Source organism: Gorillibacterium sp. CAU 1737 (genome assembly GCF_039888655.1).
In the GTDB taxonomy this organism is placed as follows: Bacteria; Bacillota; Bacilli; order Paenibacillales; family NBRC-103111; genus Gorillibacterium.
The window spans coordinates 22,563-44,710 of the sequence record NZ_JBDQQO010000002.1; the positions used below are offsets into that span (position 1 = coordinate 22,563).

At 48.0% G+C, this 22,148-nt stretch carries 22 protein-coding genes; 16 read left to right on the plus strand and 6 right to left on the minus strand.

Features of this window, described 5'->3' with window-relative positions:
* Nucleotides 1–126: 126 nt before the first annotated feature.
* Nucleotides 127–864 carry an MBL fold metallo-hydrolase gene (locus AAFN83_RS04420; RefSeq protein ID WP_347767413.1) on the minus strand — a complete coding sequence of 246 codons (738 nt, stop codon included), beginning with the start codon at nt 862–864 and terminating at the stop codon, nt 127–129.
* Nucleotides 830–1,417 carry a PadR family transcriptional regulator gene (locus AAFN83_RS04425; RefSeq protein WP_347767414.1) on the minus strand — a complete coding sequence of 196 codons (588 nt, stop codon included), beginning with the start codon at nt 1,415–1,417 and terminating at the stop codon, nt 830–832. The genes AAFN83_RS04420 and AAFN83_RS04425 overlap by 35 nt, the downstream gene beginning before the upstream one ends.
* Nucleotides 1,418–1,615: 198 nt before the next feature.
* Here AAFN83_RS04425 and AAFN83_RS04430 point away from each other — a divergent pair, with 198 nt between their 5' ends.
* The 7 genes from AAFN83_RS04430 to AAFN83_RS04460 all read left to right on the plus strand — a co-directional run bounded on the left by AAFN83_RS04430 (nt 1,616) and on the right by AAFN83_RS04460 (nt 9,594).
* Nucleotides 1,616–2,308 carry a response regulator transcription factor gene (locus AAFN83_RS04430; RefSeq protein ID WP_347767415.1) on the plus strand — a complete coding sequence of 231 codons (693 nt, stop codon included), beginning with the start codon at nt 1,616–1,618 and terminating at the stop codon, nt 2,306–2,308.
* A 2-nt stretch (nt 2,309–2,310) separates the two neighbouring features.
* On the plus strand, nt 2,311–3,555 hold the full coding sequence (locus AAFN83_RS04435) for a HAMP domain-containing sensor histidine kinase (RefSeq protein WP_347767416.1): 1,245 nt from the start codon (nt 2,311–2,313) through the stop codon (nt 3,553–3,555).
* Nucleotides 3,556–3,653: 98 nt separating this feature from the next.
* A complete protein-coding gene (locus AAFN83_RS04440) occupies nt 3,654–4,331 on the plus strand; it encodes an ABC transporter ATP-binding protein (protein ID WP_347767417.1) in 678 nt (225 codons plus the stop codon).
* Nucleotides 4,331–6,988 (plus strand): ABC transporter permease, encoded by a 2,658-nt coding sequence (locus AAFN83_RS04445; protein WP_347767419.1) that lies wholly within the window; start codon nt 4,331–4,333, stop codon nt 6,986–6,988. Before AAFN83_RS04440 ends, AAFN83_RS04445 begins: the two co-directional genes overlap by 1 nt.
* Before the next feature lie 626 nt (nt 6,989–7,614).
* Nucleotides 7,615–8,523: an AraC family transcriptional regulator gene (locus AAFN83_RS04450; protein ID WP_347767421.1), complete on the plus strand. Its 909-nt coding sequence runs from the start codon at nt 7,615–7,617 to the stop codon at nt 8,521–8,523.
* Between the two features lie 37 nt (nt 8,524–8,560).
* Entirely contained in the window at nt 8,561–9,046 is a 486-nt protein-coding gene (locus AAFN83_RS04455; protein ID WP_347767422.1) for a pyridoxamine 5'-phosphate oxidase family protein, read from the plus strand.
* A 17-nt stretch (nt 9,047–9,063) separates the two neighbouring features.
* Complete coding sequence (locus AAFN83_RS04460) at nt 9,064–9,594, plus strand: hypothetical protein (RefSeq protein WP_347767424.1); 531 nt, start codon at nt 9,064–9,066, stop codon at nt 9,592–9,594.
* 805 nt (nt 9,595–10,399) lie between these two features.
* Here AAFN83_RS04460 and AAFN83_RS04465 read toward each other — a convergent pair.
* On the minus strand, nt 10,400–10,954 hold the full coding sequence (locus tag AAFN83_RS04465; RefSeq protein WP_347767426.1) for a hypothetical protein: 555 nt from the start codon (nt 10,952–10,954) through the stop codon (nt 10,400–10,402).
* Between the two features lie 314 nt (nt 10,955–11,268).
* Here AAFN83_RS04465 and AAFN83_RS04470 point away from each other — a divergent pair, with 314 nt between their 5' ends.
* The 4 genes from AAFN83_RS04470 to AAFN83_RS04485 all read left to right on the plus strand — a co-directional run bounded on the left by AAFN83_RS04470 (nt 11,269) and on the right by AAFN83_RS04485 (nt 15,001).
* Nucleotides 11,269–12,222 carry a hypothetical protein gene (locus AAFN83_RS04470; protein ID WP_347767427.1) on the plus strand — a complete coding sequence of 318 codons (954 nt, stop codon included), beginning with the start codon at nt 11,269–11,271 and terminating at the stop codon, nt 12,220–12,222.
* Nucleotides 12,223–12,948: 726 nt separating this feature from the next.
* On the plus strand, nt 12,949–13,203 hold the full coding sequence (locus tag AAFN83_RS04475; protein ID WP_347767429.1) for a hypothetical protein: 255 nt from the start codon (nt 12,949–12,951) through the stop codon (nt 13,201–13,203).
* A gap of 237 nt (nt 13,204–13,440) precedes the next feature.
* Nucleotides 13,441–14,373, plus strand: coding sequence for a toll/interleukin-1 receptor domain-containing protein (locus tag AAFN83_RS04480; RefSeq protein WP_347767431.1), 933 nt, complete (start codon nt 13,441–13,443; stop codon nt 14,371–14,373).
* A 322-nt stretch (nt 14,374–14,695) separates the two neighbouring features.
* Nucleotides 14,696–15,001 carry a hypothetical protein gene (locus tag AAFN83_RS04485; protein ID WP_347767433.1) on the plus strand — a complete coding sequence of 102 codons (306 nt, stop codon included), beginning with the start codon at nt 14,696–14,698 and terminating at the stop codon, nt 14,999–15,001.
* A gap of 79 nt (nt 15,002–15,080) precedes the next feature.
* Here AAFN83_RS04485 and AAFN83_RS04490 read toward each other — a convergent pair whose 3' ends face one another.
* Genes AAFN83_RS04490 through AAFN83_RS04500 form a run of 3 tightly spaced genes read right to left on the minus strand, consistent with a single transcriptional unit; the run spans nt 15,081 to nt 16,443 of the window.
* Nucleotides 15,081–15,521: a hypothetical protein gene (locus AAFN83_RS04490; RefSeq protein WP_347767435.1), complete on the minus strand. Its 441-nt coding sequence runs from the start codon at nt 15,519–15,521 to the stop codon at nt 15,081–15,083.
* Between the two features lie 31 nt (nt 15,522–15,552).
* Entirely contained in the window at nt 15,553–16,017 is a 465-nt protein-coding gene (locus AAFN83_RS04495) for a GNAT family N-acetyltransferase (protein WP_347767436.1), read from the minus strand.
* Between the two features lie 39 nt (nt 16,018–16,056).
* Nucleotides 16,057–16,443: a VOC family protein gene (locus tag AAFN83_RS04500; RefSeq protein ID WP_347767438.1), complete on the minus strand. Its 387-nt coding sequence runs from the start codon at nt 16,441–16,443 to the stop codon at nt 16,057–16,059.
* Nucleotides 16,444–16,709: 266 nt separating this feature from the next.
* On the opposite strand from AAFN83_RS04500, the gene AAFN83_RS04505 reads away from it, so the two are divergent.
* The 5 genes from AAFN83_RS04505 (at nt 16,710) to nirB (ending at nt 22,148) form a co-directional block, all read left to right on the plus strand.
* The gene (locus AAFN83_RS04505; RefSeq protein WP_347767439.1) at nt 16,710–17,306 is read left to right on the plus strand and encodes a hypothetical protein; all 597 of its coding nucleotides are present in this window, start codon (nt 16,710–16,712) and stop codon (nt 17,304–17,306) included.
* 116 nt (nt 17,307–17,422) lie between these two features.
* Nucleotides 17,423–17,878, plus strand: a complete 456-nt coding sequence (locus tag AAFN83_RS04510; RefSeq protein WP_347767441.1) for a GAF domain-containing protein — start codon at nt 17,423–17,425, stop codon at nt 17,876–17,878.
* A complete protein-coding gene (locus AAFN83_RS04515) occupies nt 17,875–18,858 on the plus strand; it encodes a sensor histidine kinase (RefSeq protein WP_347767442.1) in 984 nt (327 codons plus the stop codon). The genes AAFN83_RS04510 and AAFN83_RS04515 overlap by 4 nt, the downstream gene beginning before the upstream one ends.
* A 15-nt stretch (nt 18,859–18,873) precedes the next feature.
* Nucleotides 18,874–19,521 carry a response regulator transcription factor gene (locus tag AAFN83_RS04520; protein WP_347767444.1) on the plus strand — a complete coding sequence of 216 codons (648 nt, stop codon included), beginning with the start codon at nt 18,874–18,876 and terminating at the stop codon, nt 19,519–19,521.
* Between the two features lie 206 nt (nt 19,522–19,727).
* Nucleotides 19,728–22,148: a nitrite reductase large subunit NirB gene (gene nirB, locus AAFN83_RS04525; RefSeq protein WP_347767446.1), complete on the plus strand. Its 2,421-nt coding sequence runs from the start codon at nt 19,728–19,730 to the stop codon at nt 22,146–22,148.

Genomic DNA, 22,148 nt, shown 5'->3' on the forward strand with positions numbered 1-22,148 from the left:
GAGGGGATACCGGCTGCTAAATAACAGGTTCATCGCATACGAAAAAGCACCCTTGGAAAGAACCGTACTCCTCTTTTTGGGAGGGCAGGGTTCCCTTCAAGGGTGCTTCCTTGTTTCTTCTGTTTCTTAAGAAGCGTTCGAACTCGTACCCGCGAACTCCTTAAGGGAGAAGGGGCGACCATGACCGGGGTAAACGTTTTCAATGGGGTATAGCGACAATTTCTTGATGCTTTTGGCCAGCTCGGTAAAATCGTTCGCATTGGGGGCGGGGGCTGGCTTTTTGTTGTTGGCAAGAAGATCCCCTACCAGGAGAGAACCATCCGCCAGCAGCAATCCGACCGAACCGTCGGTATGGCCTGGCAGGTGCAGAATGGTTCCATCCAAGCCATAGCTCTTCAGTGACATTCCATCTTCCAGGAGGATATCCGGCTGAAACGGCTCGAAATCGTCCAGCGTTTTCTGGGTCACGAGCAGGATCTTCTTGCGCATCATCCGGAAAACGGTTCGCAGCATGAAGGACTGGTAATGATAGCTCGCCATGAACAGGTCGAGGGTTGGAGCGCTTACAAGCTCTAAATCGCCGGGATGCATGGCGATCGGCGCATCCAGGGTTCGGCTTAAGAAGGCGGCATTGCCTGCATGATCGACATCCCCATGAGTCAACAGAATAAGCCGAAGGGTCCCCTTGACACAGCCAGCGGAGGCCAGAGCCTGGAGCAGCTTCTCTCTTCGATTGTCAAAGACTTTATCAAGGACGAGGTGGCCGCCGGTATCCACCAGGATAAATCCGTTCTCTGTTCGAAGCAGGTAGCTGTTTACTCCCCCAAGGTCAAGGGGTTGAATCGTTGGAACGGTTGGGTTCATCGTTCTCTCCTCCATGGACAAGTTCATGAAACGGACGCCTCTCGCGGGCGTGACGGCACCAGCGAAGGGTCTCGCGAAGAATGGCGATGCCGTAGTAGAGCGTGGACAGCTTGTAATAATGCTTATCCTGATTCTCCGGGGTGTCGAAGATCGGTTCCAGCGCGAGCAGGCGATCCAGATATTGCAGGTTGTTCGCCTCATACTCCAACAGCTGCTGGTGAACGAGGGGAGCAGGCAGCGCATCAAAGAAATAAACCCTGGCCAAATGGCTCTGCTTGCTGTTCCCGTCATCCAGATGGATGGGCTCCTTCAGCCAATTCATGAAGGCGACTCGTCCCTGCGGCGTGATGTCGTACAGCTTCTTTTGCCTTGCTCCATGCTGTTCTTCGGTAACCGAGACCAGTCCCTCGTTGGAGAGCTTTTTCAGAGTCGGGTAGATGCTCCCATAGCTGGCCTTGTAGAAAACACCGACCCCATTCTCAATGCGTTTCTTCAGATCATAACCCGTGAGTTTCTCGTGATACAGCATTCCTAGAATAATGGAGTTCAGCATAGGGTTCCTCTCTCGAATATATCGCTGCGATATATTCACATTCTATTCTAGTTTATCCACCACGTCAATGTATGGCTGCCGAATCTTGGTTTTTTTGCAATCGGGGCGAAGGATCAGCGTTTTGGCTCTTTTTGGCTCCTGAAGCAGCTCATCGTGTATAATAACGTCGAACTCCATGCCTGTGAGATGAGGTGCAAGATGAATCGGATATTGCTTGTGGAAGACGACCCGAACTTTGTATTCGGGATTGACTATACGTTGAACAGCGAAGGGTATGACGTCACGACCGCCGGAACGCTGGAGGACGCGCGGAAGGCCATGAAGAGCGAGGAGATGGACCTGATCCTTCTGGATGTCAATCTTCCGGATGGGTCCGGGTATGAGCTGTGCCGGGAAATTCGGCTAACCTCCCAAGTACCCATCATCTTCCTGACCGCTTTGGATGAAGAGATCCATGTGGTGGCCGGGCTGGATCTGGGAGCCGATGATTACATGACCAAGCCTGTCCGTACCAAAGAACTCCTTTCTCGTATAAAGGCGGTTCTTCGACGAAAAACTAATCCGGGAAGAGGGGAATTGTGGAAATCCGGCGATCTCCAGGTTCGGGTTCATGAAGGAATCGTGTTGAAAAACAACAAGGACGTAATTTTAACCGGCATGGAATATCGCCTTCTGCTGATGCTCATCACCCACCCCAAACAGATCTGTACGAGAAGCGCAATGCTGGATCATCTCTGGGATCTCTCGGGGGAATACATCGACGACAACACGCTTTCCGTCCACATTCGCAGGCTGAGAGAGAAGGTAGAGGATGAGCCGGCGGCCCCTCAGTACATCGTGACGGTTCGCGGGGTGGGCTACAAATGGAACGCAGAAGTGCTGGGGGGATGAACATGTTTGATTTCGTCCGGAATCCTGAATGGAAGTCGGTTGCCGTCAAAGTCGTTGCCCTCCAGTTACTCTTGGCCGTATCCCTGTTCTTTTATATGAATCATCAAATGGAGACCGTCAACAAGGCCCTCGTGAACCAGCAGGCAGCTCTGATGGGTCATTTCCTCAAGGGTGATCCCTCCATGGAAAAGGAAGTGATCCGCTACATCACCCAAGGTGCCCAAGACCAGGATGTGGCGGAGGGGAAGCGAATCTTGGCCCAATACGGTTATACCGAAACCTTGGCTATCGAAGACCAGCCTGTTCTCGCCCATACGGCCTTGCCTCTTCATACTGCACTTCCGGTTCTCGTGTTTACGGTGCCCCTGTTGCTGGTCTTGCTCTGGGAATATCGAGGAGTGTTTGCTAAGGTTCGCACGATATCGGTCGCAGCGGAGCAGGTGGTCGAACATCAATTCGCAGAGCCGCTTCCCGAGGGAGAGGAAGGCGATTTCGGGTCGTTGGGAAGGAGCTTCAATGCGATGGCGGATCGCTTGTCGCACAGCCTGGAACAGCTCCAGCAGGAGAAGACGTTTCTGCGCGAGCTGTTGTCGGACATCTCCCATCAGCTCAAGACACCGCTTGCCTCGCTTATCGTGTTCCATGAGCATCTGTTGAACGACCCCAAAATGGGGGAGGAGACGAGGCGTACCTTCCTGGAAAGAAGCCGCGATCAGCTCGATCGAATGGAATGGCTGATTACGAGCTTGTTGAAGTCCGCGCGCGTGGAGGCGGGAGCGATCCTCTACCGGAAGAAGACGCTCCGTCTCCGGGATGTGATCGATCAGGTGGTGGATTCGCTTCGAGTCCCGGCTGAGCATAAGAAACTGACCCTTGCGGTCCGAGGAGGCGAGGAGTTGCTCCTGGAAGCGGATGAGGAGTGGCTTGCCGAAGCCTTCATCAATCTCGTCAAAAATGCACTGGAGCATTCTCCGACTGGCGGCACCATTGAGATTCTTCTGGAAGAAAACACGCTGTTTCTCGATGTGGCCATTCGGGATCAGGGGGAAGGCATTCCGCCCGAGGATTTGCCGCATATCTTCAAACGCTTCTACAAGGGGAGAAGCCAAGCCAAGCCCCAAAGTGTGGGGATTGGGCTGTCCTTAAGCAAGTCGATCATCGAAGGACAAGGCGGAATGATTACCGTATCCAGTCAGGTCGGTGACGGATCGGAATTCCGGGTTTCGTTCATGAAAGGTAGCCTCTGAGGAAGCTTACGAATTCGTAAGCTTCCTCTTCACTTGGTTGTAAGCTTCGGCGCTTATAATGACCGACATAGGAAAAAACGAATGGAGGCGCACACCAAGTGGATATTTTGAGAACCGTTAATCTGTGCAAAACCTATGGCAGCGAAGAAGTAAAGGTCGAAGCGTTGAAGAGCATTAACCTATCGGTGAAGCAAGGGGAGTTTGTAGCGATCGTGGGAGCGAGCGGCTCGGGCAAAAGCTCGCTGCTTCATCTCCTGGGAGGCGTAGACCGCCCGACGAGCGGTCAAGTGATCCTCGACGGCACCGACCTGTACAGCCAAAATGAGAAGCAGCTTGCTTTGTTCCGCAGACGGAAGATCGGATTCATCTTTCAGTCGTACAACCTCATTCCGGTCTTGTCCGCAGAGGAGAACATCAAGCTCCCGATGCTGCTTGATCACAAGTCTGTGGATCAAGCCTATGTCGATGAGATCATCAGTTTGTTGGGGTTGAAGGAGAGAAGGCACCACTTGCCAGCGCAGTTATCCGGCGGGCAGCAACAACGAACGGCCATTGGACGAGCGCTGATTAACAAGCCTTCGATCCTGCTGGCTGATGAGCCGACCGGCAACCTGGACAGCAAGAACAGCCAGGAAATCATCGAGCTGTTGACCTACTCCGTCAAGAAATACAATCAGACGTTGATCATGATCACGCATGACAGGGAGATCGCCCAACGAGCAGATCGAGCGGTGAGAATCGAAGACGGCCTGCTTCTGAATGGGGTGACCGGATGATGAACCGTTATACACAACTGACCGGCAAGTATATCCGGGGGCAGAAGAAGAGATCGATTCTCACGATCTTCGGAATCATCCTGTCCGTAACCCTCCTGACCTCCGTGGCCACCATCGGCATGAGCTACCGGGATAAAGTGATCCGTCAGACCGTTCAATCCTTCGGAGACTATCATGTTTCCTTCAACGGGATGGAGGGAGATGCGGTCGCGAACATCCAGCAGCAAGCGGCAGTTCAGGCCGCTGGAGTCATCAGCCGGGAAGGCTATGCGGTGATCCAGAAGACCTCTGAGAAAGAAAGGAGTGAGAATCCGTTCGCCTCGGCGTATCGATACTTGAATGTGAAAGGCTACGACGAGGAAGCGATGCGCATGCTCCAGGTTCAAGTGGAGGAAGGCAGACTGCCTCAAGCTTCGGATGAAATCATACTCTCCTCTTGGGGGTTAAGCTCCTTTGCAACAAAGCCAAAGCTGGGAGATCGAGTTTCCCTGACACTCGGAATTCGAAAAGTGGCCTCAACGGGCGAAATCCGGCCCATCAGCGGGATGGGGGATTTCGGCTGGGGAGTGGACGAAGCCTTTGAGGGGCAGACGAAGCGGGAGTTTACGGTCGTCGGATTCATGAAGCCGGCGAGCAATCAGTCGTGGTCTTCCTCCTTCATCTACCCGGCCATCACGTTTAACGACCACAAGACCATCGACAAGAACCGAACGTATTTTGTTTATGTTCAGATGAAATCATTGGATCGAATTAAGGACAAGACGGAATCCATCCTGACTTCCTTGCATTTGCAAAGCACCGAGCAAGGATCTGCTTTGGAATTGAATCGAGAAAGTACGGTCAAGTCTGTTCGAGTCGAATACAACAATGAATTGCTAAAGCTATACGGGAAGAGCACGTATGGCAGCGTCAATGCGAGTACCTCACTGGCGTTTGCAGCGATTGTGGTGATTATCCTGTTAAGCACCATCGCGGTTATTTACAATACCTTTCACATTTCTGTGCTGGAACGAATGTCCCAGTTCGGTATCCTGCGATGCATCGGGGCTACGCCTGCCCAAATACGCAAAATCGTGATGCGGGAAGCCGTTCTGCTCAGCGTGTTCGGGATCCCCATCGGGCTTCTGCTGGGGACGCTGTTTATGAAAGCACTCTTCTACAGCATCAGCTTCCTCTCGCTTGGGTTCCTGAATGACATGAGGATGGTTGTTTCACCTCTCGTCTTGCTTGGAGCAGCAGCGTTGGGATTCATCACGGTGATCTTCTCAGCAACGGGACCCGCCCGACAAGCCGCGAGCGTCACTCCACTTGAGGCCGTCAAGAGCACAGGGACGACCAAGGTCGAACCGGTTACTTCCGTGAAGAAATCGGATTGGGTGAAGTGGATTTTTGGGATCGAAGGGCAATTTGCCCGAAGGAACCTGCAGCGGAACAAGAGACGCTTCCGAATTACAGCGTTCTCCATGATCATCAGCCTCGTCTTACTGATCGTCTTCAGCGGACTGGTCGATCTCTTGCGCCAACAAGCTTCGCAGTCGGGAATCCGGTACTCCTATTCCCTTCAATATGAGGGTTCTTCCAAGCAGATCGACCCCACTGTTTTTGAGGAAATCGTCAAGCTCGATGCGGTAAAACAGGCGTACCCCTTTTCTAATGAGCAGGTAATGGCCATCATCCCGAAGGATAAAGTCAATCCAACCTACTACGAGCTTATGTCAGATATGTTCGTCGTCGAGACAGAGCAAGGCTACCGAATGAGCAACAATTTCTTGCAATCGTTCGGAGAGAACGGGCTGGATGATTTGAAGCCCAAGCTTACTTCAGGAGCCATTGACAAGGAGCAGATGAACCGTAAGAACGGAGTCATTCTCATTCAAAAGATAAGCATGATGACCGAGAGCGGGAAGAGGCTGATTCTCGATCAAACTCACTTTCAGGTCGGAGATGAAATTCAAATTCGTACAATGAACGGCAACGGGCAAGGGTACCAAACCGTAACCGTTATGGGCATCGCGGATCAAGGCCCGCTGTCGACGGGCTACAGTGAGAGTGCTGTTCTCGGGATGGTCACTACACCGGAGGTGATGGCGAAGATCAGCGGCAGCGATGCTTATTCGCGGATCTTCATTCAAGCCAAATCCGATCAACCGGATGATTCCATCTTGAATTACCTCCAGACACTCGTTCAAAAGGACGCCGGATACAATTACATGGACCGGGTATCGGAGCTGCTCCAGGCGAAGAACGATGCCATGACGGCGAGTATTTTCTTCTATGGCTTTATCGGGGTCATTATCCTGATAGCCTTCCTGAATATCATCAACACCGTGAGCACCAATCTGATTCTGCGAACCAAGGAATTCGCCGTGCTGAAAGCCATTGGGATGACGCAGCGAGACGTCAGCAAAATGATTTTGCTGGAAGGGCTCTTTTATGGACTGTTCTCCGGCATCAGCGGAATCCTCATCGGAGCGGCCTTGAGCTACGGCATCCAATTCCTCTATCAGAATACCCTGGATACCGCCTGGGGGATTCCATGGACGAGCATGGGCTTGGCCTTGTTTGGAGCGCTGTTCACCACCTTCCTCGCTACGATGCTTCCCATGCGGCGATTAAATCGGGTTCCGATCGTTCAAGCCCTTCGAGCCGAGGAGTAAGCAGCGGGATCAGGGAAACGTTGAAGGGAGATTTCAATTGGCAGATAAACAAGGAATTGGAGCCGATGAAATCGAATAATCACGGAGACGGTTGATTCCCCTTTGAGACGGAGTGATGCTGGACATGGAATGCTTAGGATGCAGGATCGCGAACGGGATAGTCATTCCAAGATACGAGGGTGATGGAATGGTCTGGGGTGAACCCTTGCACCCAGATGGTGCTGAAAAGCGACTAACCCAAACCAAGGAGAAGATAAAAAAGGCATTTACATGAGGAAGAGGTTGTCCCAAAAAACGAAACGAAAGAGCTAAGCGAACCGTACTTCGCTTAGCTCTTTCGTTTTTGACTTTCGATGCCGCCAAAATAGGCATCGGCTCGATCATCCGCCTCACCGATAGCACATTAGCCTTCATCTTTTTGGCTATTGGCGGGCCTGATTCCTGAGCTGCATCTTCATGCTGACTCAGATCATTAGATTCCTTTGTGCTTTTTGTAATTGAATTTTAGCGTGGGCAAGGTAAAATTAGGATTTGATGGAAAGTGATTAGGTGTTGCTAAAAAAGGGCAGACACAGTCAAGTGCCTGCCCTTCGTTTATCGTATGCTGTCTACAAGAGGTGTGTTGCATGCACGCATGGGAAGCGATCCAAAAGACCTTAAACCATATCGAAGACCATATTGGCGAGGAGACTCAAATCGAAGAACTGGCGGAAATCGCCCTATTATCACCGTTTTACTATCAACGGCTGTTCACTCGGTTGGTCAAAAAGCCGGTGCGGGAGTATATCAAGCTGCGCCGCTTAGCCAGAGCCTGCTGCGTGCTGCGCAATAAAGAAAATCGGATCCTCGACATCGCGGTGGAACACGGTTTTTGCAGCCATGAGACCTTCACCCGATCGTTCAAGGCCACCTACGGCATTACCCCGGCGCAGTACCGGGAAACCCCCGTCGGTTTGGATCATTTTGACAAACCCGATTTGTTGCTGAACTATGTCATGATCGACGAAGGTGTGCCACTGGTCAGCGACGGGCTGGTGCTGGAAATGAACCGAAAGACCCTTGAGCAACCGATTAGCTTTCTGGGGAAGAAGGGCTGCTACCCCTTTATGCATGGCAAGATGCTCGGCGAGAGGCCCGGCGTTTCCCCATCCGTTGAAATTTGGAACGGGTTTATCCAGGCTCTGCATGAGATCCCGCATATCTCCGGCGGGCGCAAGATTGGCGTATGTTATAAAGGTGATGCGCCGGTAGGGAATACCACGTATTTTGCTGGAGTAGAGGTAGAATCAAGCAGTGAGAGTCCCCGTTTCGCAAGCTGGCAGCTTCCCGCGAGAGAATACGTTGTCTGCGGATTTGAGGCAGAGGATGTGGAGCAGTTGGCGCCAGCCGCATTGGGCAAAGCCATGAAATACACCCGATTGTGGCTGAAGAAGCACGGTCTGATCGCGGACGGCTTTTTCCCGGAGCTGTATTACCCAAGCTCACCCGACACCGCCTATATGGAATTGTGGATCCCGTTCAAAGAACGAGATTAATAAACGAAGAGACTGCGACGAAATCGGAGGAATGATCATGAGTAAGTATAACGATGCCATGAAGATCATGGACGAACGTTTCGGTAATGGGAAAGACAATGGGCTTTGCTTAGCAACTATCGGGTACGATCCGAATGCGGACGGCAAGCCTCGCCCCTCTGTCCGCAACGTGGATGGGTACTATGAGGACAGCGCGTTCTATGTGGTTACCTACACAGAGTCCAAGAAAATGCAGCAGATTAACACAAATCCCGATGTTGCCATCGCCGTCAACTTCGAATGGTTATCGGCGAATGGGATCGGTGAGAATCTGGGGTGGGTGCGCGATGAAAAAAACGCGGAGATGATGAAGAAAGTGCGTGCCGCCTTTTTCAAGTGGTACGACAACGGCGATGTTAACGAGGAAGACCCGAAGACATGCCTTCTGCGTATCCGCCTTACCGATGGGGTAATCACCGATCATGAGAGAACGTACGGCGAGTTCCGGTATTACGTTGATTTTATGAACAAAACGGTGCAGTAGAAAAAGGAGAATGTCCCTTGCGGCTTAAAAGCATGCTCACGACGATGCAAAAGGACGGCATACCCGAGGATATTAGAGCCCCCTTTGAACAAATTGCACAACGGCGCGGAGGCGAAGCAGAGATGGAGTTCGTGGACAAGATGGACGAGCTTCTGACGGAGGAACAGCGCCTTTCGATCTGGGAGCGCAATGGCGGGTGCCGGCTCGGGCGGCGCAATCAGGAAGCCTTGGCCTTTCGAACGGAACACGCTGACAAGACGATCGAGGAGAAGGTGGAACAGCTCAAAAGTACCCGGTTTATGAGTAACATTACTCGGAACGAAGATGGAACGTTTACCGCCGGGAATGGCTGCCACCTCTGCGTTCTCAAACATCGGAAGCCGCCTTACACCGCGTCGTCTACGGTATTCGGATGTTCCGCAGGAGGGGCCCTGCACAATTACAAAATTGCGCTGGGCGCCAAGCTGAAACTGAAAGTAATCGACTCGTTCCTGCTTGATCCGGATGCCACCGAACCGTACTCGTTTACATTTGAAATCGTGGAGTAAGTTTAAGGAAGTTGGTTTACATAGGTACGTTGCATCTAAAACAGGACTGCCCCATTCCGAGCAGTCCTGCATCTTTTTAAGGATCAGAACGTTTCCTATATGGGTGTTTTACATAAAGGGCTCCATGGTTGAATGATTATCCTTAAAATGAAGCTAATTGGGAAGAGAATTAAATAGGCGACTGCCGAAAGTATCGGGAGGCATCAAAGTCTGGTTGGACTTTGAAGGTCTCTTTTTTGTAACCAATAAATTGCATGTATGATAAAATGTGAGGGGAAAGCCTATGGAAATAATTGTGACGAAACGGGATAACGGAATTTTAGGGATTCGTTTCAGCAGTTACGATGCAAGGGGCATTGAACTAGAGTGTGAATCAAGCAATAAGCACGATAAAATTCTACTTGGAACATGTGCTTCGGGAGAAGGAGACGGCACCTTAGGAAGACGAGACGTTGCACAAAAAGTTTTCGAACAGGCTCTAGCCAACTCCGGTGTCCCAAAAAAGGTAAGCATACGCGCTCTTCGTCACTCATTTGCTACGCATTTGCTGGAGGGGGGATTGATATTCGTTACACTCAAGAACTTTTGGGACACAAGAGCGGCCATACCACGGAGCTCTATACACACGTCAGCGTTAAAGACGTCAGCCACATCAAGAGTCCGCTAGATCAGATCGATAGATAACGGGCGAGGGTTGGATTTGATGCAAACTCCACATCACATGCTGTATAAACGAAATACGCCAATAAGACGATAGGTGAAATTCCAGAATGGTCAAAAAAAGCCCGCCATAGCGGGCCAGAAGTTAAGCGGATACATCTTTTGAAGTTTCGATTATTCTTACACTTAATCCTGAATTAGGACCTGAAGGAATTTGCAGTATAGTATCAAAATTATTTGTTTCCCTAAGACTTTTTAATGTTGCTCGAGGATCAATGACCAATCCAATTTTCATTTCTGATTCAAAGCGAGGTCTATCAACTTCTTTTGCCCGATATACCTGAATGCTCTTATTATTTTCTTGTATAACACGTCTACATAGAGCTCTTATGTAATACCTATTAAATTCGCCATCCGCGAGAGTTTCAGCTGCAGTAATGGGTACTTTTGCTTGCGTATAACCTCCATTAGGTTTTTTTCTTTGTTCGTATGCATTTAAAAGGCCGTAATTAATTTCATTTTTCAATTTAATTTCGTCGCCATCGGTAAATGCTTTTTTTAGAACTTCCACATAACGAACTTTCCCATTATCGTTTAATCTCGGACTTAGATAGACATTGTTGCTTGAAATATCAAGTGCTAATTCCTCAAGCATAAATTGACGAGTGATTGTGTCAAGATTTTCATAATTAAATGACATAGACGTAACCTCCTATTTAATTCGACTACATTATATTGCCAATTAATTGTATTATATAACAAAACTAATGTTGGTAAATAAGGATCTTTTCCGGTATTTCATAGATGTGTGGAACTTCACATAACACTATATTCCCGCTTCGGTTGGCTGACGCCAACCTTGGTCTGCCCGAGGATTTTCAGAGGAGTTAATCAGGCAGACAACCCTGCGTGGCTAAGTGGCGAAGCCACCCGGCAGCAAACTGCCTTAAGCCTCTAGGGCTCGGGAATACAAAAACGTTATGTGACATTCGAAGCAATGAAAGGAGGAGATTTGTGTCATATCCTAATATTGGTAAATTCGTTATGGGGAATATTAAGAAATATCTTAATGAATACAACAACCAAATGAAAAAGCATGAGTCGAAATCATTGATTAATGTAGACTTTAGAGAGATAGCTAATTCCATCCATCATTTACATCGTCTTAGTAATGTCAACAAGTCAATTATATTTAAGAAATATAATGATAACCTTACTTTGTCATACCTTGGTATTGTTAATTTGTCCTATTTATCTTTAGCTTCATATCAAGAGAATTATAAAAATCCAATCAACATAAATTGGTTAGATGGAAAACACTGCGGTTTAGATCCGAATTTTTTTCTTCAGACTCTTGTTGCAAATATTAATAATGCTATGGCTGTAATAAGATTAATAGAGTCTGGACTGGATACTCAAGCTAGAGCAATGATCAGAATACTTGCTGAAAGTGTATTCTCTACGTTAATTGTTTTTACTGATACGGACATATTTGTAAAGTATGCTTCAGCCAGAGATACAGATGAAGCAGAAATGGTTTGGTATAAATATTTACGAGGCCCTAAACTACAACAAATACTTACTCAAATTGAGAAAAAAGTGGGTTTACCTGAAGATATTATTAGTGAACTATCGAAGATGAGATTGTATGTATACAAACATTATTCTGCCTATGTTCACAATTCAAGTAGTACCAGTGTTATTGGATCGCATGCTTTTTCTTTTACTGATGATATATTACATCTTGGCCTTGGAGGCAAAGCTTCATTAGCATCTGAATCAACGATTTATTATTTAAACTGGTTGATATATTATTTTTCTTTAATCATCAAAGGTATTTTTACACATTTCCATTTGTATAAACCACCTAGTGATAGTGAGATTTGGCGTTTAGCAGTTCCAATTAGGGAATGTTTTATTCAAGTCTATTTGCAAGTTACGTATAAAGAAGATTTGGGAGGAGATTAACTAAGAATGTTACATAACACCGTATTCTCGCTACGATCGCTTTCGTTCTCTTGGTCTGCCCGAGTTTTTTCGGAGAAGTTGATCAGGCAGACAATCCTACGAGGCTAAGTGGTGGGGCCACCCGGCCTGACCGCCTTAAGCCTCTCGGTTCGGGAATACAAGAATGTTATCAGAAATTATCCAGGTTAATTTATGGGGAGATTTCTATGAGGCTGAAAATGAATTTACTTGAGAACGCGTATGATTTTTTGAATTCTTCACTTCTTTATTATAGTCATGCTTTGAAGGGGACTTCAGGGCATGGAAAATTGCTTTTATAAATATCGTACAGTCAATTGAATTAATGACTAAAGAGAAGCTTAGACGTTCGAATAAATTCCTGATTTATGAAAGTATAGATAATCCTAAGAATACTATCTCATTTTCATTAGCATTGGATAGAATGATTAATATTCTTGAACTCCCACTTGATAGGAACGATGTACAAACCATTAAGAAAGCCATAGCATTACGAAACTAAATGATGCACTTTGAAGTAGATTTACCGATTCAAGAACTTAAAGCAAAGTATTCAGTTTTATTTGAGTTTGCAACTTCATTTCACTACAGATTCCTGGATGGTGAGTTACATAATTTTATAGATGAAGGATTATGGGAAGAAGAAGCTGATTTGATGGCTTTTTTAAACAGGAGTTTTTTATTTATAACTCGGAAGAAGTACATCGCATGTTTCCTAAAGATTTTATTGAATCAAAATACATTGAAGAATATCTAATAAGAGGGGTGACATACCCTCGAATTAGGTATGGTGAAGAGAAGTATGAGGTAGGATCACGACATACGAGGGAAACATGTGCAGAATGCATGGTTAAATTAGGAGAATTTCATGTACCTGGATGTGACTGGGAACAGTGTCCTAAATGTTTGGGTCAGGCAATTGGATGTGGTTGCAATTTTGAGGAAGAGGATAGTGAAGGATAATTTAAAAAGAGCGGATTACTTCTGATAACACCGTATTCCCGCTGCGGTCACTTTCGCTCCCTTGGTCTGCTCGAGGATTTTTGGTGAGGTGAATCAGGCAGACAACCCTGCAAGGCTAAGGGGCAGAACACCCCTGTCCTGATGGACCTTAAACCTCTCGTCTCGGGTTCGGCAAAACAACAACGTTATAAGAAATCCCGAAAAATACTATTTATAAGAATAGAAGGTGTATTGTATATGACCTATTTCTTTAGCCATTCTGAGAGAGACAAGGAATTAACAGAAGAGATTATAGATTTACTTCAATTAGGTATGAATATACCTAGCCAAGACATATTTTGTTCTTCTCTTGGAAACATACCCATTGGAGACGAATTTCCAAATGCAATCAAAATGAAAATTCAATCTTCTAAAGTCTTTTTTTGTCTTATCACTCCCAATTTTCTAACAAGTAAATTTTGCCTTTGTGAATTAGGTGCCGCATGGATTACTGAAAAGTTAATTATCCCAATTATAGCTACTCCATCTACTTTCTCTGATATTAATGCTTTGCCAATTAGAAGTAACCAATGTATAACATCTGATTCTTACGATGGATTTTTACAGTTATTTGATAAATTAATGAATGAAGGTTTGATTAAAAACGTAAATTTAAATAGATTTATTAATAAACTGAATAGTTATATGAATAACAATAGTGCCTCTATTACAAATGACATTTTAAATTATATAGATATCGAGATTGGTTGTTTAGGTAAAAGTAAAGTTTGTATAGGAGAAACTCGTGAGGAACTTATAGCTAAAATTGGTGATCCGGATTATGTAGATACAATTGGAGAATCTACTTTCTATGTTTATGGTAATATCACTTACTATTTCGAATTTGATATAAATGAGAATTCAAAAGTTTTAACTATAGGAATTGGTGGAAATGAACTAACAAAGCATGAAGTAATAAATATACTAGGGGAACCTACTGAAGATACTTGGTCAGATTTAGATTCAGAATGGTATATTACTTACAATATTGGTGAGCGTTCCCTTTACATTGGCTTCATAACTGATGAAAGTAGGATTGGAGAATTAGATAAAGAGTCAGACAGTTATTATGCACAATATTTATTAGCAACAAAAAACTCAAAAAAAGTATCGCATATTATTCTAAGTTAGAATGAAAACATCTATTATGAAATTTCATAGAAGTCGGTAAATCCTATAACACCGTATTTACGCTGCGGGGCTTACGCTCCTTGATTCGCCCTAAGTGGGAAGTGCCTAAAAGTGGAATCAGGCGAATAACCTCCGCGAGGCTAAGTCTCCGACCTGGCAGCTACGCTGCCTTAAGCCTCTCGGGCTCGTGAACACAAGAACGTTAAGCGAAACTGCCCAAGAACTGAAGGAGAAAAAACATGTCGCGGCGGACTTTAAGCCTCACGGGTTCGGGAATACAAAAACGTTAGTTGCAATTTCTCAACGAAAGCGAGAGAAGAAAATGGAGCAAGGTACAATGACTTTCCCAGAAAATGAATATTCTTCGATTGTTAACCGATTGAATCAGGGAAAGACTTGTTATACAACAAGAGTATATAAAGAATTGGGTATATACAGAGAAGGTGTGAAATATAACACTCCGTGGAATCAAACTATTGTTGTGATTCAAATACAGCAATTCAATAAAATTGCAGACCACCCTTTTTACAAGGAACTAACTCCGGCTCAACGTGAAGAAATCTATCAGTATTCTGAGAAAGCTGACAAATCTTATGAACTAATTGCCTTTAAACTTATTGAAAAATAATGAAATTGTATTTGAGACTAACATAAGTATGCTTAAATACAAATGAGAAACCACCACAGTGCGGGCGTCATAGGGATGCCTAGATGAAAATCATTTTATTATTGCTGAAGTTACTATTGGGTATTATGTAGTTTCGTAAAATGCTTTGTATCGTCTCGGGTAAATCGGAAATCCGCAATTCGCTAGATGGTTTACAAATAAGCCTATATTCACCTTTAGGATCTTGTTCATCCGAAATATCAAAGCAATACAAACCTTTTTGAGCTGTTTTTTTACATTCTTGTAGATATTCTTTTCTGGGGAGACTGGGTGTTTCTTCACTAAATGTAACTTCTTCTTCAAGGTTAGGATTGAGATTCTCAAAATGCTCACACACGGCATTGAGTCTCTCTCTAGATTCCCTTATACATTCAGGAACTCTCTTACTTCCGCCTGATGTAAATTGAGCGATTCTACCATTTTCATCAATACCATACCATTCTATATCTTCAACCTCTAAATCGATTTCTGTTATGTTCATCGTTGCCTCCTTACAGCCTATTTAAAGGCGACTACTGCGCCCATTTTTCAAACAATACAATTTTAACAGCACCATCCATATATTCATTTGTTAGTTGATAACCGTGCTTTTTGTAAAAATTGTGATTTCGTTCTTTATCAGCCAGTGCTTCTAATGACCAGTGTTTTGCTAGCGGGAACTGATTTTCCATAAACGTCATGGCCATCTGTCCAATCCCTTTATTCTCGTATTCAGGAACAACGCATAAGCAATTTAGGTAAAAATCATCTTCGCTATTCTTCGTTATACTGATATATCCAATCATATCTCCGTATGCCTGTATTTTATAGACGATTCTTTCTTGAACTGTTCTTGTTATGCCTTCCACGGTGTTGTTATAACCGCGACTTTCTCCATAGTTAAGATAGTCTTCATAAAAACTTTTATTTTTCACTTCAATAATGTCTTTTACATCATCAAGTGATGCTCTTTCAAATGTAATATTCAATATTCCCACGCCCCCGACCCTCTGTATAGCTAAGTGCTTATTTTGCTATTAAATTGCAATCCACCAACACACTCCAAATTTATCAAGAACAGTCGCACAACATTTGCTCCACGGAACTTCTTGAATGGGATGAATAATAACACCGCCGTCACTCAAAATCGTAAAGGCATTATGGACCGCTTCTTCGCTTCCCATCTCAAAAACATTAAACGTCATGGTTTCCCATTTCATTTTGTGAACCATGGTTATGTCACAAGGGTTTGCAGCTTCGCTCAATGCTAAAAAACCTTCACCATTCACGGATAATTCACAGTGCGCATAAGCAGTTTCGGTTTCATTTTTCACTTCAAATGTAATTTCTGCGCCAAAAGCTTTGCAATAAAATTCTGCCGCCTCGAAGCTACTTTTCACATAAACCTGAGCATAATTTTTCATAGTTCCCTCCTGCACAAAATAGTAACGATAAGTATTAAGTTTATAGTCAATAGCATACATATTTTACCTCAAAACCACAATCCTGCTTCGGGCCAACATGGCCCGAAGTTCCTATTTACCGCATACCAGTTGAAGATATCCAACTCGCTATTTAACCGCCTTATAGAAGGGTGGGGTTCACTTAGTAAAAAAATCTTGTCGAAATGGTGGGTTATGGTAATGTTAGAGAGAAATTACACACTTTCATACGAGAAAGAGGGATTACCATGAGCATGGATCACAAAGCATTTCTGTTCGACACCGCCTCGTTTCATCAGGAATTGGCTCCCGTCCTTCGGGAAGCCGCACTTGCAGATGAAGTCGATTTGCTTGGAGCGTTCATCGAAACTCATCGCGCTGTTATCCTTTCGCCTTACAGCGGGGAGGAGCTGGAGGACGATTGGCAGGATGAAATTCGTACCAAGGGAGTCCAGGAGTATGCGGACTTTGCTTTGGCTAAGTATTATTCGTCCGACGAGGAGCGAGGGCTTTCTTATCTTTGGCAGCCTCTGGCCGAGGTTCTTGAAGCTTGCGATTCTTTATCGAACGGGGAAACGTATGTGGTAGGCATTCCTTTTACAAGCGGTTCGTTCACGCTCGATCCTGGAAGAATGGGAATGGGATTCCTTGATGCAGAAGAGATCCCCACCCGGTTGAAGGAGCTGGCTTCGGCAAGAGAATCGATCTCACTGGATGAGTTGGACCTGTCGGAGGAGCTGCTAGACGAGCTGTCCGAAGATGAGCTGCTGGATGCGTTCGATGAGCTGATCGACCTGTACCGCTCGGCACTCGAAGCGAACCGAGGGCTGCTCATGACCTTTTGAGCATCGCTTGCGGATTCGACAAATAAGGGAATTCCCTAATCACCCCTCAACGGCATATCCCTTTCGCTTGTGTTACAATAGCGGGAGCAATTGAGGTTGTGATGGAGGGGCACAGGATGGACGAAACCGGAATTCAAGTCGAGCTGAACGAGCTGCGGCTTACTCTGGGATATGATCTGCTCGCGCTGGCACTTGTCGAGCCGGCCGAGCATCACTATGTGATTAAATGGAAGTTCCTTTCGGGTAATCTTGGGGAACGCATTCGGAAAGTGGTTCTGCAATCGGGCAGAGGAGTCCCCGGCATTGTCTTTAAGACGGGAAAGCCCTTTCTGATATCATCGGTTCCCGACTTGATCCTGGCGGAGGACTTGTTTCAATATCCGATCATCAAGCTGGAGGAGCTGACCAGTCTGGTCGCCGTCCCGGTGTGGCATGAAGGCCGGGTGGAAGGAATTCTGCTTGGGGCTTATCGGGACGAGCGCCGGGTGGACGAGCGGTCACTTGCGGAGCTGCAGGAACGGGTTCGCTTCGGTCTCATGGACTTGAACGGGAAGGAAATGATGCCGAATTGACGAACCACGGAAGAGGACCCATCGACGGATGGGCCGATCGACTGTTTCAATCGACAAAGGATGCGATCTTCCTTTTTGACGAGTCCGGCATCCCCTTGGCAAGCAACTCTTCCGCGGAAGAGTTGCTTGCAGCGGGTGTTGGCAATCAGATCGAACGAAGCTTTCTCGATGCTCGTCAGCAGAATGCAGCGGTTCATCAATTGTTGCTGACCCTTCCAGAGCAGGGCACGTTTCCGTATGCCGCTGCTATCCAGCGAATCGACGCGGACGAAGAAGTCTTTGCCTATAGCTTGAGGAACATATCCACCTTATATCAAAATCAGGAGAAGCTGTATCAGAACCGGATGATGAAGCATGTCATCGAGGCGCAGGAGAAGGAACGGAGACGCTTGTCTCGGGAGCTGCACGACAGTGTGGCACAGGAGCTGATGAGCGCGGTCGTCGACGTGCGGGTGTTGAAGCATCTGACGAAGGAGGAAGCGCTTCTGAAGAAGATGAATCAAACCGAGGCGCTGATGACCCGCCTTCTCGATGACATCCGCAATCTGTCGGTGGAGCTGCGCCCCGCGACGCTCGATGATTTTGGACTCGAAGCCGCCTTTAAGTCGCATTTCAAGCGCATGGAGCAGCGCTACGGGCTCCTCATCGATTTTCGGCCAAGCTTGCCTCGCAAGCGGTACAGCAGCGAGATAGAAACGGTTGTGTACCGGGTTTGTCAGGAAGCGGTGCTGAATGCCCTGAAGTATGCCGAGGTAGACAGCGTAACCGTTACCTTGACCGAACGGGATGAAGTCCTGGAGCTGGTAGTCGAGGACCACGGGACGGGATTTCACCCCAATGCTGCTCCAATCGGTACCGGGCTTGGCCTCTACGGAATGAGAGAGCGGGCGGAGCTGGTGAACGGAGTCTTTCACCTTCAATCCAGGCCGAACGAAGGGACAAGCATCACCTTACGCGTACCGGCTGCGGACCGGAATTAGGAAGGAGGGACTGAAATGAAGCTGGTCGTGGCCGATGATCATGCCGTGGTTCGAAGCGGATTTTCCATGATCCTGAACTTCCAGCCGGATATGGAGGTGGTCGGGACAGCTGCGGACGGCCAAGAAGCCTATGAGGCGGTAGCTCGACACCAGCCGGACGTTCTGATCATGGACCTCAGCATGCCGCCTGGCGAGGGTGGACTGGAAGCGACGAAGAAGATAAAAGCGGATTTTCCCGATACCAAAATCTTGATTCTCACCATGTATGACGATGAGGAGTACCTGTTTCATGTCTTGAAGAACGGGGCTTCGGGCTACGTGCTCAAGAGTACACCGGAGGAGGAACTCTTGTTCGCCATTCGCACCGTTCATGCCGGGGATACCTATATTCATCCGAAGATGGCGAAATCTCTCGTCCGCGAATGGATGAAGGGAGACCCCGAAGAACCGGAGCAGGACCCCTTGGAGCTGCTGTCCAAGCGCGAGCTCGAAGTGCTGCCGCTCATCGCCAAGGGATATGGCAACAAGGAAATCGCCGAGCAGCTGTTCATTTCGGTGAAGACCGTCGAAGCCCACAAGGCGAAGATCATGGAGAAGCTGAACATCAAGAGCCGCTCGGAGCTCGTGACTTATGTCATGAAGCGAAAGCTGTTCGACGCATAAGGGAAATCCCTAATTTCGAATGGGCAAGGCTGTCGTATCCAGACCCAAAATCGCATAGAAGCAGGAATCCCAGGACGGTGCTCACCGTCCTTTTTGGCATGTGCAGCCGAAAATGTAGAGAATCCCCTAATAGGCGGTCTATCCGGATTGTGATACCTTGGAGATACAAACAAAGTGAAATCCATCACAAGTCGGAGAGGTGCACCATGACGAAGGAAAAGCTGCTTCTGATCGGAAACGGGATGGCCGGCGTGAGAACGATCGAGGAAATCTTGGATCGAGATGCCGAGCGGTACGAATTGACTATCATCGGAGAAGAAAGCTACCCCAACTACAATCGCATCATGCTGTCGAATGTATTGCAGAACAAGATGACGGTCGAAGAGATTATCACCAATCCGATGCAATGGTATGAAGAGAACCAGATCGAGCTGATTCATCACGACCCTGCGGTGGATCTTCAACCGGAAGCGAAGAAAGTGATCACCCAAAGCGGCAGGGAAGTCCATTATGACAAGTGCATCATCGCGACCGGGTCCCGGTCTTTTATTCTTCCAGTAGAAGGCTCCAAGCTGGAAGGCGTCATCGGGTTCCGTACCATTGACGATACGCTCGATATGCTCAACCGCGCCAAAACCTACAAGAAAGCAGCAGTCATCGGCGGCGGCTTGCTCGGTCTGGAGGCAGCCAAAGGGCTTGTGGACCAGGGCATGGACGTGACGGTCATTCACCTGGAAAAATGGCTGATGGAAACGCAATTGAATGAGAAGGCCGGAGAGCTGCTACGAGCTGATCTGGAGAAGCAAGGACTCCAGTTCCTTATGGAGAAGAGAACGGTTCGCATTCTGGGGGAAACCCGTGTAACGGGGCTGGAGTTCAGCGACGGTTCGCAGATCGAGGCGGACATGGTCGTCATGGCAGTCGGCATTCGTCCCGAGACCGCACTGGCACGCCAGGCAGGACTTGCAGTCAATCGGGGCATCGTCGTGAACGATTGGATGGAGACTTCAGCCCCAGGCGTGTATGCTGTTGGCGAATGTGCGGAGCATGCCGGCAAGGTGTACGGGCTGGTCGCTCCTCTGTTTGAGCAAGGCAAGGTACTGGCCGATTTCTTAACGGAACGTGAAACAGCTCCCTATGCGGGAAGCACCACGTATACCTCGCTTAAGGTATCGGGCTGTGACTTGTTCTCGGCCGGCATCATCCGGGAAAGCGAAGGCATCCGCAGCATCGAGGCCTACGACGGATTGGCGAACAGCTACAAGAAGCTCTTTGTTCAAGACAACAACGTAATCGGCATTGTGCTGTATGGGGACACATCGGAAGAAAATCGTTATTTCAAAATGCTCAAGCAAAAGCAGGACATCTCGGCATTAACCTCGGTTTCCTTGCTGTCGTCCGGCGGCTGCGGCGGGGCGGCCGGTGCAGCGGACAACGACGTCACCCAATGGGCGGATGACGAGACCGTCTGCGGCTGCAACGGCGTCACGAAGGGCACGATCCTGACGGCCGTCCGCGAGAAAGGGCTCACCTCCGTCGCCGAAGTCACCAAGGTGACCAAAGCCGGCGGCTCCTGCGGGAAATGCAAGGGCATGATCGGCGATCTGCTCGCTTATGTGCTTGGGGACAAGGCGAGCACGGCGCCGACCGGCATCTGCGGCTGCACCGACCTGTCGCGGGATCAAATCGTCGTGCAGATTCATGAAAAAGGCCTCACCACCTCCCAGGAGGTTTACCGGGAGCTGGGCTTCCGCAACCCGGAAGGCTGCCCGAAATGCCGCCCGGCGATCAATTTCTACCTGAACGTCGCTTTCCCCAAGGAGCATGCGGATGAAGTGGCTTCCCGCTTTGTCAACGAACGGCTGCATGCCAACATTCAGAACGACGGCACTTTCTCGGTCATTCCTCGCATGCGCGGTGGTCAAACCACGCCAGAGCAGCTCATGAAGATCGCTAAGGTGGCGGAGAAATACGACGTTCCCCTCGTGAAGGTGACGGGCAGCCAGCGGATCGGCCTCTACGGCGTGAAGAAGGAAGACCTGCCGAAGATGTGGGAAGAGTTGGACATGACCTCGGCGCAAGCCTACGCCAAGGCGGTTCGCTCGGTGAAGACCTGTGTAGGCGCCGCCTTCTGCCGCTTCGGCACACAGGACTCGATGAGCTTGGGCATCAAGCTCGAGGAGCGCTTCGAATTCATCGATACGCCGCATAAGTTCAAGATGGGGGTCTCGGCCTGCCCGAGAAGCTGTGCGGAATCCGCGGTGAAGGACTTTGGCGTGATCGGCGTCGAGAACGGCTTCCAAATTTACATTGGAGGCAACGGCGGAACCGAGGTGCGGGAGGCTCAACTGTTGACGACCGTTGCGACGGAGCAGGAGGTCATCGACATCTGCGGAGCCATGCTGCAATATTATCGCGAAACGGGTGTTTATGCTGAGCGCACCGCCCCTTGGCTCATTCGAATGGGCTTCCAGCATGTGAAGGATCTCTTGCTTGACGTCAGCAAGCGTGCGGAGCTGCTGCAGCGGCTGGATGAAGCCGTTGAAGGCAAGCGCGTCAATCCGTGGAAGAAAGCCGTGGACAGCAAGCAGCTTCAACGAGAGCTCTATACGGTGGGAAGGGGATAA

What these genes read in the sequence shown, in the direction of transcription:
- AAFN83_RS04505 (WP_347767439.1), top strand. Translation starts at nt 16,710, where the DNA reads ATGAGCATGGATCACAAAGCATTTCTGTTCGACACCGCCTCGTTTCAT.
- AAFN83_RS04500 (WP_347767438.1), bottom strand. Translation starts at nt 16,443, where the DNA reads ATGAAAAATTATGCTCAGGTTTATGTGAAAAGTAGCTTCGAGGCGGCA.
- AAFN83_RS04425 (WP_347767414.1), bottom strand. Translation starts at nt 1,417, where the DNA reads ATGCTGAACTCCATTATTCTAGGAATGCTGTATCACGAGAAACTCACG.
- AAFN83_RS04430 (WP_347767415.1), top strand. Translation starts at nt 1,616, where the DNA reads ATGAATCGGATATTGCTTGTGGAAGACGACCCGAACTTTGTATTCGGG.
- AAFN83_RS04490 (WP_347767435.1), bottom strand. Translation starts at nt 15,521, where the DNA reads ATGAACATAACAGAAATCGATTTAGAGGTTGAAGATATAGAATGGTAT.
- AAFN83_RS04445 (WP_347767419.1), top strand. Translation starts at nt 4,331, where the DNA reads ATGAACCGTTATACACAACTGACCGGCAAGTATATCCGGGGGCAGAAG.
- AAFN83_RS04480 (WP_347767431.1), top strand. Translation starts at nt 13,441, where the DNA reads ATGACCTATTTCTTTAGCCATTCTGAGAGAGACAAGGAATTAACAGAA.
- AAFN83_RS04450 (WP_347767421.1), top strand. Translation starts at nt 7,615, where the DNA reads ATGCACGCATGGGAAGCGATCCAAAAGACCTTAAACCATATCGAAGAC.
- AAFN83_RS04520 (WP_347767444.1), top strand. Translation starts at nt 18,874, where the DNA reads ATGAAGCTGGTCGTGGCCGATGATCATGCCGTGGTTCGAAGCGGATTT.
- AAFN83_RS04420 (WP_347767413.1), bottom strand. Translation starts at nt 864, where the DNA reads ATGAACCCAACCGTTCCAACGATTCAACCCCTTGACCTTGGGGGAGTA.
- AAFN83_RS04510 (WP_347767441.1), top strand. Translation starts at nt 17,423, where the DNA reads ATGGACGAAACCGGAATTCAAGTCGAGCTGAACGAGCTGCGGCTTACT.
- AAFN83_RS04435 (WP_347767416.1), top strand. Translation starts at nt 2,311, where the DNA reads ATGTTTGATTTCGTCCGGAATCCTGAATGGAAGTCGGTTGCCGTCAAA.
- nirB (WP_347767446.1), top strand. Translation starts at nt 19,728, where the DNA reads ATGACGAAGGAAAAGCTGCTTCTGATCGGAAACGGGATGGCCGGCGTG.
- AAFN83_RS04475 (WP_347767429.1), top strand. Translation starts at nt 12,949, where the DNA reads ATGTTTCCTAAAGATTTTATTGAATCAAAATACATTGAAGAATATCTA.
- AAFN83_RS04465 (WP_347767426.1), bottom strand. Translation starts at nt 10,954, where the DNA reads ATGTCATTTAATTATGAAAATCTTGACACAATCACTCGTCAATTTATG.
- AAFN83_RS04485 (WP_347767433.1), top strand. Translation starts at nt 14,696, where the DNA reads ATGGAGCAAGGTACAATGACTTTCCCAGAAAATGAATATTCTTCGATT.
- AAFN83_RS04455 (WP_347767422.1), top strand. Translation starts at nt 8,561, where the DNA reads ATGAGTAAGTATAACGATGCCATGAAGATCATGGACGAACGTTTCGGT.